We start from the raw sequence: 20,967 nt of genomic DNA on the forward strand, positions 1-20,967 counted from the left end.
TTATTAACGATTAAATGCGACGCTTTTAGAACTGCAAACGACCACCCTTTTCTTCTGCACGCTTAAAGGCATCACGCTCTTCACAGCGTTTTAGCCAAATTAAGATATTGGCATATTTACTGCTATCTAATCCTGTACCAGCATTAGCACCTACAACCGCAAGATGCATTTGGATATCAGCGGCACTAAATTCAGCCCCAGCAAACCAATGATTGTCTTGCAAATGCTGCTCTATCATCGCCAATATAGCATCTAGACTTTTGCTTATCATATTTTTTTCGACTTGATTGCGAATGCTTTTGCTCACAGGCTTGATCAGCATGGGCGACTGCCCAACCACTTTGTTAAATACCAAACGCATGACCAATGGCGGCATCACTGATGCTTCAGCGAAATGTAACCAAAACGTGTAAGCCTCCCACGCCGCTTCATTATCATCCGCAGGCTTGAACTGTTTCTCTCTATCATAATGCTTCAACAAGTATTCGATAATAAAACCTGATTCGATGAGCACACGGTCATTTACTTCTAACATGGGTGCATGACCGAGCGGATGTATTTTTTTTAAACTGTCAGGCGCACGGTATGCTTTATTGCGCTCATAGCAAGTCAATTGATAATCGACGCCAAGCTCTTCTAACAGCCAAATAATACGAAATGAGCGCGAATTTGCTAAATGATGAAGGTGTAACATAAACCATCCTAGTTATAATGTGAATAAGTTATCGTATGAATAAGTCGTAATATGTATAGTTGGTGCCACGCATTCCATTAATAAACGTTGTTAAGCGTGGCAGCAATGCTATCGATAATAGCGTAATTAATGCCTCTTTAACACAGAAACTGTGTAGAGTAATGACGAAAAATACTGCCCGCTAAGTCAAGTCTAGATCGACTTGCTGGCAGGCGCTACTTTGAATGCAGCTCTTCAATTTTGCGTGTCATCTTATGTATTTTTTGCTGATACTTTCTAATTTTGCGGAAACGATGCGCGGTTAATACACCTTTAATACGGCGGTTTTTCAGACGGCGACGTGGCGGGAAGCTACCCACTTGTGGCTCATTATAACCATGCAAACGGTCATCACGCTTACGCGCCAAGTAACCAAGCGCACTATCCACAATCATCATCAACAGCGCGACAAAAATCATGCCGTACATAAATAAAGAGCCGCCCTCATCGATACTTTGATGCAAAATCGTGATGGAAAATATAAATAAAAATATCGGCTCAAGGTAGCATAAGGTGCCAAATAATGAGACGGGCAGCTTTTGACTGGCAACCATGGTCAACGACATCGCAGCCGTACTGATAATGCCTAATAGTGGCAACAGATACCAAAACTTATCGGTAGATATCGCCAGCGCAAACCCGCCATTGAGATATAAAGCAATCAACACCACCGGCGTCAATAAAACAAGGTCAGAGATAAGCCCTGTGATCGGCGGCACTGCCAATTTACGACGCAGTAGATAATAAGGCGGATAACCCAAGCAAACAAATAAAGTCGCCCAAGAAATACTGCCGTACTGAAAGACATCATAGGCAATACCTGCGCCTGCGCAAATGGTGGCAATCCATTGTAACAAGCTCATGTCTTCGTTATAAAAAAACCGACCAACCATAATCATAATCATTGGATATAAAAAGTAACCCAATGTCACCTCAAGCCCTAAATCATTGACAGGTGCCCACATAAATATCCAGATTTGCGCGCCCAATATTGGTGTGGGTATGATAAATAAAAACCATTCTTTTGGCGTCTTTAGGGTTTTTAAATAATCAAAAATATGCTGCCACTGCTTCAGCACACTAATCAGCAGCACCAGACTCAATAGCATCATCAATACGCGCCAAGAAGCGACTTGCGTGCCTGACAACGGCTGCATCAATAGACCAAATAAGAATAGCAATGAATATAAAAAATTTGCTGCCACTGCAGCGATGGTACCCTGCGACGTTTGATTCGTGGTGAGCATAACGACAACCTTGAAAAATGAGCGCACGTCCTTGGCAATTTTAGAAAAAAAACAAAAGCCTCCGACGCGGACGTCGAAGGCTTTTTGATCTATAAACTCTGTTATCTACAACATTATCATATAAGATTGAGATAAATACTTGGAATATATCGTGTTTATCTTATGGTCAGTATTATGTCAAAGTCAGAATAGATAAGCAATACACCTGCTTCACTAAAGCGTGCGCCTATTCATTCAGTATCTTACTTTGCACTCAACTGCTCGATTTTTTGCTGTATTCTATCCATCTTTTTTTGATAGCGCCGAATCTTGCGAAAACGATGCGCGGTTAAAACCCCATCAATACGCTGATCTATGAAACGACGACGCGGCGGAAACCCGCCCACTTGTGGCTCTCGATAGCCATGCAAATGATTGTCACGGCGGCGCTTAAGATAACCTTTTATACTATCAGCAATCATCACCAGTAACGCCAAACTTACCATACCATACATGAACAAAGAGCCGCCCTCATCGAGGCTTTGACTTAGAACAGTGATGGATAAAACAAACAGCAGCATAGGTTCGACATAGCTTAGCGCCCCAAATAATGACACGGGTAATTTGCTACTGGCAATCATGGTTAAGGACATCGCCAGCGCACTAAAAGCTCCTAGCAGTGGTAATAAATACCAGAACTTGATGTCCTGTGCTGCCGTACTAAAGCCGCCGCTAAAATACAACATAATGAGCACTACTGGCGTTAACAGAGCCAAATCAGACAACAGCCCTGTAATAGGCGGCACAGCCAGTTTACGACGCAGCAGATAATAGGGTGGATAGCCCAAGCACACAAACAACGTTACCCAAGATACTGAGCCATATTGAAAGATATCATAGCCAATACCTAAGGCTGCACATAGCGCGGCCACCCACTGCAACGCACTCATATGCTCGTGATAAAAGAAACGACCCAACACTATCATCACCAGCGGTAACAAAAAATAGCCCAAGGTGACATCCAGACCAAAGCCATTGACTGGTGCCCACATAAATAGCCAAATTTGACCACCCAAAATCGGTGTGGGCAAAATAAATATCAGCCACTCTTTCGGAGTTTCTAAGGTTTTCAAATAATCAAAAACATGTTGCCATTGCTTGGTAAAACTGACCAACAATAGCAAACTTAGCAGCATCATGAGCACGCGCCATGAGGCTACCTGCGTACCTGTCAAAGGCAGCATAAATAGCCCAAACACGAACATCATCGAAAATAAAAAGCTCGATGATATCGAAGCAAGGGTTCCTTGAAAAGTTTGATTGGTCGAGAGCATAACAACAGCCTTAAAAATAGAACTTTATGGGCATTATTTATAAAAAATTAGAGCAGCGGAAACTTAAAGGCAGACTCTAACAATAGATGACGTGCAGAAAAAAATAAAAGCCTCCGACGATAACGTCAGAGGCTTTTTATAGAACAATCATATAAGACTAGATCAAAAAGCTAACTACTGAGACATTTATTCGTCGTCTGCGTTTTCACCGTCTGTACTATCAACATCTAATTCATTGTCAGTAGCAATATCCATAACGTCATTCGTTGCTGTGTTGCCAGTCGCCGCATCAATATCTATCTGCTCTTGACCTGCCACATCAAATGTACCGTCTTCTCTCATGGCATCAACCAGCTCATCGTCACCTTCTTCATGCTCAACACGCGCCATAGCGACCAGCTTCTCGTCTTTTGATAAACGAATCAGCGTCACACCTTGCGTATTACGACCAGAGCTAGCGACATGCTCAACGGGCGTACGAACCAACGTACCTTTGTCAGAGATTAAAATAATATCGTCTGTAGAGTCAACCTTGGTGGCTCTTACTAGCGCACCATTACGCTCACTGGTTTTGATAGCAATTACACCGCCGCCGCCACGATTTTGGGTATTGAACTCATCGATAAAGGTACGTTTACCAAAGCCGTTTTCACAAGCAATAAGGATTTCGCGGACATCATCTTCGATCACAACCAATGATTTTATCGACTCATTAGCCGCCAAACGCATACCACGGACACCTTTAGCCGTACGACCCATCACACGCGCATCATTTTCATCAAAACGAATGGCTTTACCACTGGATGCAAACAACATCACTTCTTGGCTACCATTAGTGATACGAGCACTGACCAGCTTATCGCCCTCTTCTAGTCCAACCGCAATCAAGCCGTTCGAGCGAATATTGGCAAACTGCTTAAGCTCTACCCGCTTCACCGTACCATTGGCAGTTGCAAAGAACACAAAAGGTGGCTCTGCTTGCGTGATAGCGTCTAATGAATCATCATCCCCATCTATTAGAGCATCTGTTAACGCGTCACCTTTTACCGATAATTCTTCCACTATTTTTGGAATTGGCAGTATCGTAGTGACGGTTTCATCAGGATTTAAGCCAATTAAATTCACCAATGGACGACCACGAGCACCGCGACTGGCAATCGGCACTTCAAAACCACGTAAGCTAAAGACACGACCGCTATCCGTGAAACACAATACGGTAGCATGCGTTGAGGTCACCACCAAATGATCAATCACATCATCTTCTTTCATTGCGGTTGCAGACTTGCCTTTACCGCCACGTTTTTGTGCGACATAATCATCAATCGGCTGAGTTTTTGCATAACCTGTACGCGAGACCGTCATGACAACCGTCTGTTCAGGAATCAAATCTTCACGGTTAAAGTCAGTACGTGAGTCAATAATATCGGTACGGCGCTCATCACCAAAGTTATCACGAATCTCAATCATCTCATTGGAGATAATGGTCATTAGCTTATCAAAATCACCAAGAATAGACTCTAAATGAGCGATTTCACGTAGCAAATCTTGGTATTCTTCGGTTAATTTGTCTTGCTCAAGACCCGTTAGACGATGCAACTGCATATCTAAAATCGCGTTGACCTGCTCAAGTGATAAGCGATAACGTTCTTCGCCCTCAATCAAGCCAAATGGTGCTTTAGGATCTTCGCCTTCGATATAGTCAGGACGCACAGATTGGCTACCAGCAGCGGTCAGCATCGCCACCACGCTACCTGAACCCCACGTATTATTCAATAAGCTTTCACGTGCCAAACCGCGGTTTGCAGACGCTTTAATCGTTGCAATAATCTCGTCGATATTGGCTAACGCAACAGTCAAACCTTCGAGCAAATGACCACGTACACGCGCTTTGTTTAACTCATAAATCGTACGGCGTGTCACCACTTCTTGGCGATGACGTACAAAGGCGGCAATCAGCTGACGCAAAGTTAGTAGCTTAGGCTGACCATTATCGAGCGCCACCATATTGATACTAAAGCTTGATTCGAGCGGCGTTTGCAAGAACAAGTTATTAACGATAACTTCAGCTGTCTCACCACGACGCAAATCAATGGCGATACGCATACCATCTTTGTCAGATTCATCACGAATCTCGCTAATACCTTCAATCTTTTTATCACGTACGAGTTCTGCGATACGCTCAATCATTTTGGCTTTATTAGATTGATAAGGTACTTCGGTAAAGACAATACGCTCACGATCGCGGTTGACACCCGTATCACTCATGGCTTCAATATGATAGCGACCACGTATGTGCAAACGACCTTTACCCGTGCGATAAGCATCTAAAATACCAGCGCGACCATAAATGATACCGCCTGTAGGAAAGTCAGGACCTGAGATGTGTGACATCAACTCTTCAGCTGATACTTGTGGGTTTTCGGCATAAGCCAAACAAGCATTAATCACTTCTGTCAGGTTGTGCGGCGCCATATTAGTCGCCATACCAACAGCAATACCAGTCGCCCCATTAATGAGTAAGTTTGGAACACGCGCTGGCATGACGCTAGGCATACGCTCAGAACCATCGTAGTTGTCTTCCCAATCAACCGTGTCTTTGTCTAAATCAGCAAGCATCTGATGCGTCAGCTTGGTCATACGTACTTCGGTATAACGCATCGCTGCCGGAGGATCATCATCGATCGAACCAAAGTTACCTTGACCGTCAACCATCGGATAACGCAAACTAAAATCTTGCGCCATCCGCACAATGGCATCATAGACCGCACTATCGCCATGTGGGTGATATTTACCAATGACATCGCCGACGACACGTGCAGACTTCTTATATGGCTTATTATAGTCGTTAGATAGCACGTGCATGGCGTACATCACACGGCGGTGTACAGGTTTGAACCCATCACGCACATCAGGCAGCGCACGCGAGACAATCACGCTCATCGCATAATCCAGATAGGATTGCTTTAGTTCCTCTACGATGCCAATAGGACTGACCGATTCGCTCATATACACTCCTTCACTCACATTGTTTTTCTAATGTTGACACGTTTGTTCAAGATACTCATGGGTTATACAAAAATATAGCTGCATCAATGCGCAGCTACTATCAGAATATAGACCCTAAAAAAGCACTGTCAAAGGTGCAAAACAATAGGAAAATAGTGATACGGTTTTTGTTAAAAATAATGTTCAATTAAAGAAGCTATTTTAGCACAAATTTGCTGATTTAGGGGCGTCTGGCTGTTATTAAAATTAAGCAAAACAGCTGATTAGCGGTTTTTTTCACTCTAATAACAAGGGTAAAAACAACTTTAACGACATACTTGTTTTGATTGACTGATTTTGCCGTTTTTACAAACAAATTTACCATCTTTTGAGCAGTGAGATACGCCGCCCATTTTGCCCGAACAAGGTGTATTCTTAGCCTGTGCTTGACTGATCGGAGCTGTGATAAAGACACAGGCAATTAGTGATAATATTATCGATTTCATATTTTTCTCTTATTGATGATTAAATGATATTCATGAAAAAACTGCATCCAGTGGATACAGTTTTTTCGATAGTCAGGCTATTTTTTATGGTTAAAATGACCTCTATTAAGCAGGTTTAAATTCCTGATTAAAGAACTCACGTGTGGCTTGCGTACAAGCCGTACTGACTAGACCGCCGTGATAGTTGCCCAATACAGCAACGCTTGCAGGTATGCCTTGCTGTGCTCCTGCATCTACTACGCGTTGAAGATTTTGAACAAAGTTACTTTGAACACTTGTTACCACAGAATTAATATTCCATTGGTTCATGGACGCCTGTCCAATAAGTTGAACATTAGAATTATCAGGACGATCATCAGCTGTCGTCGCATCAACATCTAATACTGTCACGTTAACGGTAAGCGCTGGATTTTGTGCGACACTCCCTTGAATAATAGCAGCCATTGAACTGGTATTTAGGTCATAAAAAACCGTTGGATCTTGATTACCACCACATAGCAGAGTTGGCATTTTTGGTACATATCCACGTAGATCATTGGCTTTTAAGGCTTTTCGTAAGTTGTTTTGTGGATTGGCTGCTAGTGATGCTCCTGTCATCGCGATTAGGCTATCAGGGTTCTGTAATGCATCTGCGACATAAGCGGTACGGAAGTCTGTTTTGATCAGATAATTATCATCCGCGAAGCCAATAGAAGCAAAGGGAACGGTAGGCGCTGGTAGAAGATCAAGCGTGGGATTGTTTTCAGGATCTTTTTCAAACAGCGCATTATCAGGCAGTTTATTAGCAGCGACCAACTCACCAAAGCTCAATAAACTTGGTAATTGTGTGTTTGCATAATTGGCAGTGAATATATCAGCAGTACTATTATAGACATTGCCATACGCATTTTGGAGACCAGATGCCAGTAGCGGTGCAAAACGCGATGCACCGATATTGACGTTACCCGAAAATATTGCATCACCAAACGCTGCCAGTGCATAAGGCCCTGATAAAGGTGCAATGGCAGTGACAGGCTCATCATTTTTCTCGAACATTCTTGCAGTTGCCATCGCCACATGCCCACCCTGAGAGTAACCACTGATGAATAACTTACCAGAGTCATCAAGGTTGGTGTAGTCAGGATCATTAGCGCGTTGTTGTCTTGCAATGATGGTACGGGCACTGTCTAACGCATCAGCCATGTCAGTGGCTTGTTGCTCAGCCACAAGGTATGGATGGTAATCAAGATCAGACTCATCGTAACCAGCATAGTTTGGTGCAACGACGATGTAGCCTTGAGCGGCAAAGTTGGCAGCGATTAATGTCGACTCACCAGCGGCTGGATTTTGAGGATTAGCGACTTGACTAAAATCGTAGCCTTTGTCCGTAGTTGTACCATGGGCATACAGCAAGATAGGTCGATCGCCTTGACAGTCAGCACTGTCGCCACTTGGTAGCATCAAAGCTGCTGTCGCGTTGGTACGCTCACCCGCGGCTCCTACTGTCGGATAGCTGACTTTTTCGATTTTGATATCGCATTTGGCATCAGGGGTTGCCGTACCATCAAGACCAAACTGGGTATTTATTTGCGCGGTGTTAAATGAGCTGATTGATTTAACTGACGTCGCAGAGTCAGAGCCTATGACAGCATCAAAGTCATTGTCATCGCCACAACCGACGAGTAGCAAGCTACTGGCAATAGCGACGGATAATAGGCAGCGCAGCATCACAGGCTTGCTCGTCGTAATGGATACTGATTGATGGGTACTGCTAGATGATTTGTCAGTTATAGCGGTAGTAGATTTAGATACGATCATGGTTGCTGTCCTTAGCGGTGGTAGATCAGACGTTTGCTGAGAGTCCTTGACAATAAAAAATTTCAGTATGGCAGACTCTTTTTATCGATTGGTTTTTATCGAATACAGTGAAGTATCAAATATTTTCAATAAAACTTACTCAATAATTGTTTCTTAAACCTTACTACTTATACCGTAAAATATTGTGAAAAGCTACTGGAAAACAGGTATTTAATGGCATCTTTAATGCTATGGTAAAGCTAGTATTGGCGTCAAACCTAGCTTAGCTTTTGTCTTTGTTGTACGATGTTCCAAAATACCACCCTAATACAGATAGCGCTTTATGCAAACCCATAGTGAAAGTACCAAAGAACATGACAACCAATCGGTTGATCTGACACAAACAATCGACGCATCAGGCGATATACGTGCCGATCGTAGCTTCGATGCGATTGCGGATCATTTTGAAAAAAAGGTCTACGGTGGCTTAAAAGGCGATATTCGATTGGCGGTGCTACGCCGTGATATCTTTGAATATAGCGCGCAAATGAGTGAAAGCCTTGGGCGACCTTTACGTATTTTGGATGTGGGTGCAGGGCTCGCACAGATTGCAATAGAGCTGGCAGCTCAAGGTCATACATTGGTCATCAATGACATCTCAGCCAATATGCTAGAAAAAGCGAAAGCGAGTGCCGCGCAGATAGACGAAAACCTCGATATCACATGGTATGTTTGCCCCTATCAGGAGCTGCCAGAAAAATTAGACAAAGAAAAGCATGAAAAGTTTGATTTAATCATGTGTCATGCGCTGCTTGAATGGTTGGCAGAGCCCGCTGCCGTGATGGACTTTTTTGATCAGCAATTAACGGATAATGGTGCGCTATCTTTATGCTTTTATAACCCAGTAAGCTTTGATTATCGCAACCTGATCATGGGGAATTTTAACTTACTCGATAATACAGAATACAAGGCGGACAACAAAAAAAGCCTCACGCCCAACCATCCTGTCGCCAAAGAAGAAGTTGAATCTTGGTTGACGGCGCATCATTATCAGACCATACGTACCAGTGGTCTGCGCGTATTTCATGATTATGCCCCGCTTAAGCGTGGTGGTCACAATGACCCAGAGGCCGTGATACGCATGGAGCTGCGCTACTCGCAATTAGAGCCGTATAAACGGTTGGGACGTTATTTGCACATATTGGCGACGCGATAAGCGTAAGTGCAAGCACCTGTTTTTTGGAGGGAGTTTTAATCAATATAATCGCAGCAGTGTAAAATCGCAGCAGTGTAAAATAGGTATAAAGTAGATACAAGGCAGCCAAGCGTCAATAGCATACCGTGTGCATGTCGCGAGGTTAATTTCCTAATCCTTTATAAATGCTTTGATTATAACGACTATTCTGTCTCATCAACTCTCTCTGATCTATCATACTCTGACCAAGTCGTCGCATTGATGTCTTTTTCATCAAATACCACGACATGCTCTAGGATAGGTAAGATACCAATCTGCGATCCAATCTCATGATTATGGTGACTGGCGACTAAAGACAGTACCGTTTGCCCGTCGTCAAGTTGCAAGCGATATAAATAGTTGGCACCGCGAAATACGCGTCCAACGACTAAAGCGGTTTGTGTGCTCTCATCGTCATGAATGATATCATCAGGGCGCACCAACACCTTAATCGGTGTGCCGTTAGGATAATCATACTCGCAATACTGTGGGTACCCTGATTCATCATACACTTCCATACGCCGATAGATATCGCCTAATGCCGTCTCAACATGGCCTTCTTTGATGATGCCATCTATCATCGCGCCTTCGCCGACAAACTCGGCGACAAAAGGACTGATTGGCTCATGATATAGCTCGCTTGGGGTTGCCCACTGTACCAGCTTGCCTTTATGCATCACCCCCACTTTATCAGCCAGTGCAAAGGCTTCGTTTTGATCATGAGTGACCAATATTGCCGTGGTATTGGTGCGTTTAAGAATATCACGGACATTCATTGCCAATGATTCACGTAGCACCACATCTAGATTAGAAAACGGCTCATCGAGTAGTAATAGTTTTGGCTTTGGGGCTAATGCACGGGCTAATGCCACCCGCTGCTGTTGGCCACCTGACAGCTCATTTGGACGTTTGTCAGCATGCTCAGACAATTCAACCAGCTCTAGCATCTCAGCGACACGGGCTTTTTTGTCAGCAGCAGACCATTTATTCAGACCAAAAGCGATGTTTTTTGCCACGCTCAAATGCCCAAACAACGCATAGTCCTGAAACACCATACCCATACCGCGTTTGGCGGGTGCGACTGCATACGAGTTGCGGTCAGTTTTATCAGTAAGACATTGATTGTTTAAGAGAACCGTACCATCACGGCTTTGTTCCAGCCCTGCAATCGCTCTTAGTGCCGTGGTCTTGCCGCAGCCGCTATAACCCAAAAAGCAACCAATCTCGCCTTGCTTCAATTCCAATGACAAACCATTGACGATAATCGTATCGTCATAACCGACGATTAAATCTTGCACACTAAAATAAGGACTAGTAGCCGTAGCTGCCTCAGTATTTGTCTCAACATCTTGGCTAAAAGCACTACTTTTTTCTAAAGACTTACTAGGCTGGGCGGGCGACGTCTTAACTTGAGCAACTGGTAATTTTTTTATATGCTCCAGTCTTGCCTTCGCCTTTATTGACTTGGCATTGATTGATTTAGAGTCTGCTGAGCCTTTCATTGAATCAGTGTACATAGACGGTACCAGTTAGCTATTAGTAAATAAAACCCATAGATAAAACAGTGAAAACAATCATAAAATGGAGCGTTATCGGATAATGCAGATTCACTCTAAAAACACCTTAACCTTGCTTATCGCTTTGACGCAATAATATCCAAACAGGCAGCAGCCCAACCAGCACAATCAATAAACTTGGCAACGCAGCTCGTCCCCACATGCCTTCGCTGGTCATCTCAAACACCCGCACCGCCAGCGTATCCCAGCCTTGGCGACGCGTCATTAACGTAATCGGCATCTCTTTCATGACTTCAACAAACCCCATCAATAGTCCTGTCAATATTCCTGGACTAATGACAGGCAACATCACTTGCCGCCAGCGCTGGTAAGGACTGTCACTCAGTAATTTGGCAGCCGCTTCTTGATTGACCGTTAGTCGCTGTAGCTGTCGATCAACTGGCTGAAAACTCACCGTCATAAAACGCGTTGATAATGCCAATAGCATCACTATCACACTGCCTGATAATACTTGCTGCGTGGTAATCCCAAAGGCAATCATTTGGTTGTCTAGCCAAGCAATTGGGATAAAGATGCCCACTGCCAATACTGTACCCGGCACCACATAACCCAAATTTGCCAAAGTAGTCATGAGCTTGGTCAATTTATCAGGATACTGCCGCTTAATCCACGCAATAATAATCGCCAAAAAGGCAATAAAAATCGTGGTCATGCTAGCAATCATGAGGCTGTTGGTCACAAAATCAATATAGCGCGCATCGAAATCTTGGCGAAAATTCAATGCCGTCCAGTAGATAAGCTGCAAAAATGGGATTAAAAAAGCGCCAGCAAACACCAAGGTACACAGCAATGTCATACCCAATTTCGCGGGCGTGCTGGCATCAAAACGCTGACTACTACCTTGAGTCACATTATTGCCGCGCTTGGTTTGCCAATACTGCTCAAACAATACCACAATAAAGATCACACCGATGAGCAAAGCTGCCAATTGTGCCGCAGTGGTCAAACTAAAGAAGCCAAACCATGCTTTGTAAATAGCCGTGGTAAAGGTATCAACATTAAAGACTGACACGGCACCAAAGTCTGCCAAGGTTTCCATACTGGCAAGCAATAGTCCGCCAATAATCCACGGCAAGGCTTGTGGTAATGCCAACCGAAAAAACACGCGGCTACGGCTTAAGCCCAGCATTTGTCCTGCTTCAATCGCGCGCCTGCCTTGCGATAAGAACGCTTGACGCGCCAGCAAATAGACGTAGGGATAAAATGCTAGGGACAATACCAAACCTGCTCCCCAGACATTACGGATCGAAGGAATCGCTGTATCAAAGCCTAGGTCGCGCAAACCTGTTTGTAATGGTCCACTAAAATCAACAATACCAATGGTGACAAACGCCAATACATAGGCAGGTATCGCCAGCGGTAACATCAGCGCCCACGAAAAAAACCGCTGTCCAGGGAAGCGGTACATACTGGTTACCCAAGCAAGCGCTGTGCCAATAGTGCCAGACACGACCGTTACCATCAGCAATAAAATCGCGGTATTTTTAAGCACTTGCGGCAGCACATAATCTGCCATGTGCGTCCAGATATCAGCAATTGGCTGCGTCCAAGATAGCAACACAATCAAAATTGGCAAAAGCATAAACGACGAAATCAGTCCTAAGACTGATTTTGAGATAATACGTTTACGGACGGCGTGGTCTTGGCTGACAGTCTGCTTGCCATCAATATTATGATTATCCATATTGTTGGCATTAGCACTATCATTGACTGTATCGTTTTGACGTACAGACGCGTCTGGCGTTTTGATCATATCATTATTACCGTGTCATACGCATAAAGACCTTATAACATTATACCAAACTCAAAAATACGGCTAAAAACACTGTCTGCTTTGAACATAAACACTATCATTTAGCCTATCAAGCTTGATACTCGTGCTTGATAGGCATTGTCATTTTTGAGAAGGGTATGACTGTCAATACCTTATTTATAACCTGCTTTGTCCATCAACTGAATGGCTTGGGTTTGTAGCTCACCAAACTTTTGCACATTGATATCGTCTTTTTTGAATTCACCCCATGATCTGAGCATTTCTGACTCATCAACCCCTACTTTTACTGGGAATTCTTTGTCTGAGCTGGCATAAAGACCTTGCGCCTCATCAGAAGACAACCACTCTATCAGTTTAAGCGTCCCATCTGGATTGTCTGAACCTGCGACCACACCAGCACCTGAAATATTTACGTGTGTACCAGTCGTGCCTTGGTTTGCCCAAAATATTTTCACAGGGAAGTTAGGTTTTTCATCGAGCAGACGACCGTAGTAGTAACTGTTGGCAATGCCCACTTCACACTGACCAGCAGCGATGGCTTCTAGCATACTGGTATCATCACTGAACACGTCAGTAGCTAAGTTAGCGACCCAACCACGGACGATTTCTTCGGTTTTCTCTTCGCCTAAATGCTCCATCATACTGGCCACAAGCGACTGGTTATAGACCTTTTTAGAGGTACGTAGGCATAACTTGCCTTTCCATTTTGGATCGGCTAAATCTGCATAAGTAGACAATTGGTCGGCACTGACTTTACTTGGGTCATAAAAGATCGTACGAGCACGCAATGATAGCCCTGTCCACTGACCTTTTGGATCACGATATTTGGCAGGAACGTTGGTCTCTAACACAGTAGAGGATACTGGTTGTAACAAGCCTTGCTGAGCCGCTTGCCATAAGTTACCCGCATCAACCGTGAGCAGCATATCGGCTGGCGTGTTCTGACCTTCAGCTTGCAAACGCGCCATGAGCGGACCTGTACTATCTGTGACCAGCTCAATCTTCACACCTGTCTGTTCGGTATAACGGTCTAGCAATGGCTTGATCAGCTGCTCATTTCGCGAAGAATAAATAGTAATCGTTTGACCACCTTCACTCGTAGCACCATCATTAGCAGCTGGTTGCTCAGTAGCCGCCGCTGATGTCTCCGCCTCCACGCTCTCTTCTGTTGTAGATGAATTGCTACAACCAGCCAGTCCCAACATCATGCCAAATACGGCAACAGGCAAGATAAGCTTAGTAGAAGTTAGGTTAGCGCTAATGGCATTCAATGACATGGTTTTCCCCATAATGATGCTACGAAAAGGTGAGATAAATAGATGAGATGACAATAAGATAAGACGGCGCTAAAGACCTCTAACAATAAGGTTCAATCACGCGATAATCTCTGAAACAACATACTAATAGAAATGAGATTAATTATCAATACATTTGTTTAACTCAGAAATGCACCGATAATTTGGCTCAACTGTCACTTTCTAAGTGATAAATTTATAGATCTTCATGGAGTAATGTATAGATTTTCTAAGTGATGGCATGTCTTAATTATCTTTCAATGATCTGCTGATTCACGACAGCAACCATTGACCTAAAATCACATTGACGGCGGCTTCTGTACGCAGGATACGCGAGCCTATAGTGACTGCCGCGCAACCTTGAGTGGCGAGCAGTGCTATTTCATAATCAATCCAGCCGCCCTCGCTACCGATACAAACCAGACTTGGTAATCCTAACGATGGCGGCTGTTGTAGATACTGTGTAAAGGATAGCTCACTATACGGGTGCGCCACGATGGCTCGATTGGTTACCAAACCTGCCAGCTCATCTTCCACGAATGGCTTAAAGCGTTTTTGTAAAGTGATACGAGGCGCTATGGTGTCAACCCCTTGTTGCAGCCCTTCTAATACAAACTCATCAAGGCGCTCAAGCATCGGACTTTGCCAATAGCTTTTTTGCGTGCGATAGCTATTGATTAGGATAATATCGCGCACCCCAAGCGCGGTCATATCCATGATTAAGCGGCGTAGCACTTTAGGACGCGGTAGTGCCAACACAACGGTCAAATCTAGTTTTGGTGGCGGCGCAGTGGTGAGCTGAATATCACGCAACTCAATAGCATCAGAGCGGATGCTCTCAATCACAGCAGTGCCCAAATGACCGCCCATTTGACCGATTTTCAGCGTATCACCAACTTTTGCTGTTAGCACTTTATTGACGTGATTTATTTGTGATAATTCATCAATATATGCCGCATCCGAAGAGAAGTTTTCAATGGGTAATAATAGACAATTCATAGCAGCTCTTGGCTTGGTTGTTGAATAGCATGCTGCTCGACAACCTCTTTAATCATGGTAAATTGGCGGGTCAGTACGGCTTGCTGTTGTCTCGTCATTCGCGCGCCAGCTTGCCCTGCTTGTGCCGCTACCTCAAGATCACTGAGCCAAGACACTAGCTGCTGATAAATGAGCGCTACATCCTCTTTAGCGGCAGGTTTCTTACGAGAGGATTGTTGATTCGTATCATCATTAGTAGTAGCCGTATTAACAGTAACGGGACGATAGAAAACATTGTTTGGCTGATATAACGCGCCGACCTCCGCCAATTTATCCACCACGCTTTGACAAGACTGCGTATAGCGCCCCATGAGTACAGGCGTTGCCACACTCGCTGGCTCAACAGGATTGTGCCCACCGACATCCACTAACGAGCCGCCGACCAGTGCCACATCTGCCAACTTATACCATGACATCAGCTCACCCATGCTATCAGCCAGATAGACTTGTGTGTCTACATGAATGCTATCTTCTGCACTACGCCGTGCCATTGTTAATTCAGACGCTTGAATGAGCGCTGCTACTTCATCAAAACGTTCAGGATGTCTAGGTACAATGATAAGCAGCGCATCAGCGAGCGCGGGATGAGACAATAGCTGTTGATGCAATGATAATGCCGTCTCTTCTTCGCCACTATGGGTACTTGCGGCAACCCAAATCGGTCGACCAGCGATATTCATCTCTTTTGCTAATGTGGACTCTTTGGCCGATTCAGAATATTGGTTTGGTACGCTAGAATTTTCTGTATAGTTGTTTTCTATATCAGCCGCTTTATCTTCAATTTGAGGCGTATTAATCACCCATTTGAGTGAACCTGCGACACGAATTTGCGCGCTATTCGCACCCAATTGTCGAAAGCGTTTCGCTGAGTCGCTGTCTTGGGCGATAATCAAAGTCAGATTTTTCATCATGCTGGCACTGACCGCAGCAATTTTTTGATAACTTTTAAAAGAAGACGCTGACAGCCGACCGTTGACCAAGATACTGGGAATACGGTGTTCGGATAATTTGGTTAGGATATTTGCCCACAGTTCCGTTTCTACAAACAGAGCAGCGATGGGCTTGACATGCGCCAAAAAAGCCTCAATCACAGTTGGGCTGTCGACAGGTACGTAGCTATGGCTCATCCGACCTTGAGCAATATCATCGGCGAAACGGCTAGCACCGCGAGCAAAACCTGTCTGCGTGGTATTGGTTAGCCATATTTGATAGCCATCAGCCAATAATGTATCTAATAATGGCGCGACGGTATTGGTCTCGCCCAATGACACCGCATGACACCAAATAACGCCTTTATCAGTTTGCGCATTAGTCACTTTAGCCACTGGCCGCGGCGGATATTGTTTGCCAAAACGCTGCGCCACTTCTTGTTGATAGTTGTCGCGGTTGTGTGAGCGTTGCCAAACTTGGAGTCGATATAGCGGCTTAAGTAAGCCAATGGCGCACTGATAATACAAAGGCGCAGTATAAACAGTGCGGCTGGGCAACGATACTGGGTCAGTCGCTTCTAAAGCACAATCAGAGGATATAGGAGAAGATGGCATAAAGTTGCCCAGATTAGTAATGGCTTAAATAATATAGTCAATTCACTATAAAAGAGTGACGGCATTCACCTCTTTAAATTAAATCGACTATAGTAAGGTGACGGTAAAAAATGCGCCAATTCTACCTGAATTTAGCGATTAACAATACGCTTTACAGCGTGTTGCCATAAAATATTTTAGACAATAATTAGGATCAATATTGCCACTACGAGTATGGCGGCGAATAGCAGCTGATAGCGCTTCATGCTATGTTGCTCTTGTTTTTGTGTCGTTATCAGCGCTTGCGCCTGTTGCCATTGCCCTACTACGCTCGCCGCTTCCGCGTGTCCATTCTCCGCTGCTTGCTCTAGCCAATACTTGCCAGTATCTATATCTTGCGCCACGCCAACCCCTTGGTAATACATCTTGCTTAGTAGGCGCTGCGCACGACTGTCATTTTTGCTGGCTGCCTGCTTAACCCACTCAGCACCTGACGCTGTAGCAGCACCCTTATCAACCGCTAATCCTTCACCAAGTAACTCATACATTGCCAAATGTAGCATGGCAGCGCTATTACCCGCATGCGCCGCCTCTTGTAGTGTTAATAACGCTTGCTTTTTTGTCGTCAAATGACTCTCTGAAAAGCGCATTTGCGTGCGCGGCTGACTTTGCTTGGCAATATGCTGTTCTAACTGCTCTAGCACTTTATGGGCTTGCTGATATTCACTATTGCCAGCCGTTTGAATGACCTCTATGTTATCCAGCTCTACGAGTAGTTGCGTAAAAATCGCGGGCGTTGGCAATTCTTGAGGAGAAGACACTGACGATGGTAGTGGCTGCTCTAATACCGTATTTTCTGAGGTCGTATGAGGTTGCACTGTTTCTGATTTAGACAGCACAGGCTTAGTTTGGTTCTCTTGCTGAGACAGGTTCTGAGATTCTGGCACATCATGTGGCGTATGACTCAACCCTTCTTTTTCTAACGGTTCCTGACTATCAACCGTTTTAATGCGCTCTACACTAGCGCTTGTATTTGGTGTGCTGATATTAATGGCTGGTGTGATCGAATTAGCAACGTGATTGTCGTGCGCATGTGGCAACCTTGCGCTAACCGCTTGATACAGACCACTAGCCACTTGACCGCCTTGTACCGCCTTAAACGGCCGATCAATATGACCAAATAGACGCATCCCTATCGGCTCTATTGCAAAAAACAATGACGTAACGCTATTAGCATCAGCCGACTGACAATAGACAACCGCCAGATGTTGATAAAAATCATCGGTTGTAAGAGCCAGTTCAGGATAGCGCTTATGTAGCTCAAACTGTCCATACCAATGCGGCGTATTTTGCCATTGCTGTGCCAATACTCGCCCTGCATAAAACGCCAAAAATACCATAAAGTTACGATAGCGTTCATCGAGCAATAATGTCTCTTCATGCCATCGACCAGTTTTAACCATCTCACGGCGTATGTGCGACAGCAGCGTATCGACTCGCTGTAAGCTGGCCAATGACTCATCTAATATACAATCACGAAGCTCGCTTTCGTAAGCAATGCCACCAGCGATAGGACGATCCGCTAGAAAGTCTTGCCAATAGCCTGCTGCAATATAATCAAAGGGCGTTAGAGGTGATGCAGACGATGCATACATAGACAAGCGCATCCTTTATCGGGATAAATTAATAGTAATAAAAATAAGGTCATCATGGGACTAAACTGACATCAGTCGTTTACCTTACCCTAAAATCGAAAATGCTACAATAAAGGACTAAATAAGCGTACCACATTATCAAACAAACGCTCTGCACCATGGCGCTGTTGCCACTGCTCTAAACTCAAAAAACGGCAACTTTGTAAGTAGACTTCTTGACAATCAGCCACTTGAGCGACCATCTCTGGTGTATAAATGGCCAAGCTCACTTCCATATTTAGATAAAAACTGCGCATATCGATGTTTACAGTACCAAATAAACAATAATCATCATCGATAACCACTGTTTTGGTATGCAACAAACCACCCTTAAACAAGGCAATCGTCACGCCTGCCTCGAGCAGCTCTTGATAGTAGGCTTGTGACGCATGCTGTACAAGAAACGAATCCACCTTTTCAGGGACAATCAGCGTCACCTCAACTCCGCGTTTGGCAGCGATCGTTAATGCTCCTGAGAGCGCCTCGTCAGGTACAAAATACGGTGTGGTAATGCGAATGCGTTTATTGGCGCGATGAATAACGGTCACCAATGTATTGTAAATCACATGGGCCGTCACTTGCGGTGCGGAGGGTATCAGCTGCGCCAGCACCCCTTCTACCATCGGCATCTTCGGTATCACAATCGATGTCGAGCCAATATTTGGCTGCTCATGATAGTCCACCTCACCAGCCAATACCTTTACCCTACTGTTTAAATCATTAATGGTTGGGTTCATCACATATAGTTTACGAGTATAGCCATTCACTCGCTGATTGAGCGCGTCTAAATTATCGTTGTTTTCCGCACCAATATCCGTGGCCACCACGATCGCCATGGCGGTCGTAATACTAATAGAGTGTTGACTGGTCGTGCGTATCGCCACATCGATCCACTGTCCAACGTTTTTATTTTGTTTAAAAAATCTTGGATCGACCAAGTTAAAGCTACCGATATAGCCAATGTGCTCATCAATCACCACAATTTTACGATGATTGCGCAAGTCAGAGCGCTTAAATAGCGTTTTAAATAAACCCACTGGTAGTGACTGATGGACAAAAACACCTGCTTTTTCTAATGTACGATGGGCGCTACTATTAAAGAAACTAAAGCTGCCCACGCTATCGGCCAATATATGACACTCAATACCACGCTGCGCTGCCGCTGACAGTGCCTCTATCACCTCTAGTACTTGTCCTTTAGGATAAACAATATAAAACTCCATCAAGATAATACTCTGAGCGGCATTGATATCTTCGATTAATCTCTGAAAAATAGTATGAGGATCTGTCAATAGCTGCATATTGTGATTAGGAAACACGCCCAGCCCCGTCCAACGCGTGCCTATTTGACTGACACCGCGGTAGTTGGCTGGCAGCAGCTCTTGTCCCTGATCAAAAACCAAATTCTCACGCCGTGCCATATCATCCATCAATAAGCTTGCTTGGTCTACCCGTTGACGATAGCGCCGCCCTATCATCGGCTCACCCAATAGTATATAAGCGATAAAGCCGAAAAGAGGCAAGGTATAGAGCACAGCAATCCAAGCAATAGATACACCGATATTGCGCTGTACCGACACAACACGTAGCGTCATTACTATCATGAGAACAACATGCAATACCAGACCCAAGCCTGCAAAGTCTCCCCAAGACCAGGTCGTAAAAGTTTGTTCAATAGTGGAATTTTCTATGCCCGCCTCCAACAATCAACATAAAATAAAGCATGAGTCGTAAAACACCCTCAATAGTATAGTAGTTTTTGACCATCAAACAATGACTAACCATAATAAGTTTTTAGGCAGCAACCTTAGTAAACACGTGCCTCAGACTACTATTAATAATAGCTTTCAGACAGTATTTTCAATTATTTTTCAAAATAGTTAAAAAACTGTTTGACAGCCATGTGTAAATCTATATAATACACACCCACAGCAGCAGAGCTTAGTGACAAACTTAGAGCTCAGTTGATGTTGAATAAATTGCTTAGCAATTGTTCGAAGGGTGATTAGCTCAGTTGGTAGAGCGTCTGCCTTACACGCAGAATGTCGGCGGTTCGAATCCGTCATCACCCACCACTATTTGGTATAGCGTTACTCTCAAGTAGTAGGCTAAGTGGTTAAATAAACTAAGTACGACCTAAGCAGCGGTAGTTCAGTTGGTTAGAATACCGGCCTGTCACGCCGGGGGTCGCGGGTTCGAGTCCCGTCCGCTGCGCCATATTTAAAACGAATTTAGACTTTCGAGTTTAAGCAAGTTTCGCCTCAAGTATTAG

At 44.4% G+C, this 20,967-nt stretch carries 14 protein-coding genes and 2 tRNA genes; 3 read left to right on the forward strand and 13 right to left on the reverse strand.

What is annotated here, in order from left to right; all coding sequences use genetic code 11:
- Positions 1-25: 25 nt before the first annotated feature.
- From ACT3S4_RS04505 to ACT3S4_RS04530, 6 genes are all read right to left on the reverse strand, one after another.
- A complete protein-coding gene (locus tag ACT3S4_RS04505) occupies positions 26-694 on the reverse strand; it encodes a glutathione S-transferase (protein WP_201539586.1) in 669 nt (222 codons plus the stop codon).
- Positions 695-909: 215 nt separating this feature from the next.
- On the reverse strand, positions 910-1,980 hold the full coding sequence (rarD, locus tag ACT3S4_RS04510) for an EamA family transporter RarD (RefSeq protein WP_055124458.1): 1,071 nt from the start codon (positions 1,978-1,980) through the stop codon (positions 910-912).
- A gap of 242 nt (positions 1,981-2,222) precedes the next feature.
- Entirely contained in the window at positions 2,223-3,293 is a 1,071-nt protein-coding gene (gene rarD, locus ACT3S4_RS04515; RefSeq protein WP_201559884.1) for an EamA family transporter RarD, read from the reverse strand.
- Between the two features lie 186 nt (positions 3,294-3,479).
- Positions 3,480-6,299 (reverse strand): DNA gyrase subunit A, encoded by a 2,820-nt coding sequence (gene gyrA / locus ACT3S4_RS04520; protein WP_201559885.1) that lies wholly within the window; start codon positions 6,297-6,299, stop codon positions 3,480-3,482.
- A gap of 305 nt (positions 6,300-6,604) precedes the next feature.
- The gene (locus ACT3S4_RS04525; protein ID WP_193009516.1) at positions 6,605-6,784 is read right to left on the reverse strand and encodes a hypothetical protein; all 180 of its coding nucleotides are present in this window, start codon (positions 6,782-6,784) and stop codon (positions 6,605-6,607) included.
- Between the two features lie 105 nt (positions 6,785-6,889).
- The gene (locus ACT3S4_RS04530) at positions 6,890-8,581 is read right to left on the reverse strand and encodes an alpha/beta hydrolase family protein (protein ID WP_201559886.1); all 1,692 of its coding nucleotides are present in this window, start codon (positions 8,579-8,581) and stop codon (positions 6,890-6,892) included.
- Positions 8,582-8,903: 322 nt separating this feature from the next.
- Here ACT3S4_RS04530 and ACT3S4_RS04535 point away from each other — a divergent pair, with 322 nt between their 5' ends.
- Positions 8,904-9,776: a methyltransferase domain-containing protein gene (locus ACT3S4_RS04535; RefSeq protein ID WP_201559887.1), complete on the forward strand. Its 873-nt coding sequence runs from the start codon at positions 8,904-8,906 to the stop codon at positions 9,774-9,776.
- A 182-nt stretch (positions 9,777-9,958) separates the two neighbouring features.
- Here the strand turns inward: ACT3S4_RS04535 and ACT3S4_RS04540 are convergent, their stop codons facing one another.
- The 7 genes from ACT3S4_RS04540 to ACT3S4_RS04570 all read right to left on the reverse strand — a co-directional run bounded on the left by ACT3S4_RS04540 (position 9,959) and on the right by ACT3S4_RS04570 (position 20,398).
- On the reverse strand, positions 9,959-11,311 hold the full coding sequence (locus tag ACT3S4_RS04540; RefSeq protein ID WP_201559888.1) for an ABC transporter ATP-binding protein: 1,353 nt from the start codon (positions 11,309-11,311) through the stop codon (positions 9,959-9,961).
- A 106-nt stretch (positions 11,312-11,417) separates the two neighbouring features.
- Complete coding sequence (locus ACT3S4_RS04545) at positions 11,418-13,124, reverse strand: ABC transporter permease (protein WP_201559889.1); 1,707 nt, start codon at positions 13,122-13,124, stop codon at positions 11,418-11,420.
- A gap of 173 nt (positions 13,125-13,297) precedes the next feature.
- Positions 13,298-14,422 (reverse strand): extracellular solute-binding protein, encoded by a 1,125-nt coding sequence (locus ACT3S4_RS04550; protein ID WP_201559890.1) that lies wholly within the window; start codon positions 14,420-14,422, stop codon positions 13,298-13,300.
- 291 nt (positions 14,423-14,713) lie between these two features.
- Complete coding sequence (locus ACT3S4_RS04555; RefSeq protein ID WP_193009521.1) at positions 14,714-15,439, reverse strand: 16S rRNA (uracil(1498)-N(3))-methyltransferase; 726 nt, start codon at positions 15,437-15,439, stop codon at positions 14,714-14,716.
- Positions 15,436-17,022, reverse strand: coding sequence for a 3-deoxy-D-manno-octulosonic acid transferase (locus tag ACT3S4_RS04560; protein WP_444760561.1), 1,587 nt, complete (start codon positions 17,020-17,022; stop codon positions 15,436-15,438). The genes ACT3S4_RS04555 and ACT3S4_RS04560 overlap by 4 nt, the downstream gene beginning before the upstream one ends.
- A gap of 176 nt (positions 17,023-17,198) precedes the next feature.
- Positions 17,199-18,656, reverse strand: coding sequence for a tetratricopeptide repeat protein (locus tag ACT3S4_RS04565; protein WP_250163886.1), 1,458 nt, complete (start codon positions 18,654-18,656; stop codon positions 17,199-17,201).
- A gap of 104 nt (positions 18,657-18,760) precedes the next feature.
- Positions 18,761-20,398 (reverse strand): cardiolipin synthase, encoded by a 1,638-nt coding sequence (locus ACT3S4_RS04570; RefSeq protein ID WP_444760562.1) that lies wholly within the window; start codon positions 20,396-20,398, stop codon positions 18,761-18,763.
- 296 nt (positions 20,399-20,694) lie between these two features.
- On the opposite strand from ACT3S4_RS04570, the gene ACT3S4_RS04575 reads away from it, so the two are divergent.
- Both ACT3S4_RS04575 and ACT3S4_RS04580 read left to right on the forward strand, forming a co-directional pair.
- Positions 20,695-20,770: transfer RNA gene (locus tag ACT3S4_RS04575), tRNA-Val, on the forward strand.
- A gap of 65 nt (positions 20,771-20,835) precedes the next feature.
- Positions 20,836-20,912 (forward strand) — tRNA-Asp (locus tag ACT3S4_RS04580).
- The last annotated feature ends 55 nt before the right edge of the window (positions 20,913-20,967 follow it).

Source organism: Psychrobacter sp. AOP30-A2-5, assembly GCF_052378115.1.
Lineage (GTDB): Bacteria > Pseudomonadota > Gammaproteobacteria > Pseudomonadales > Moraxellaceae > Psychrobacter.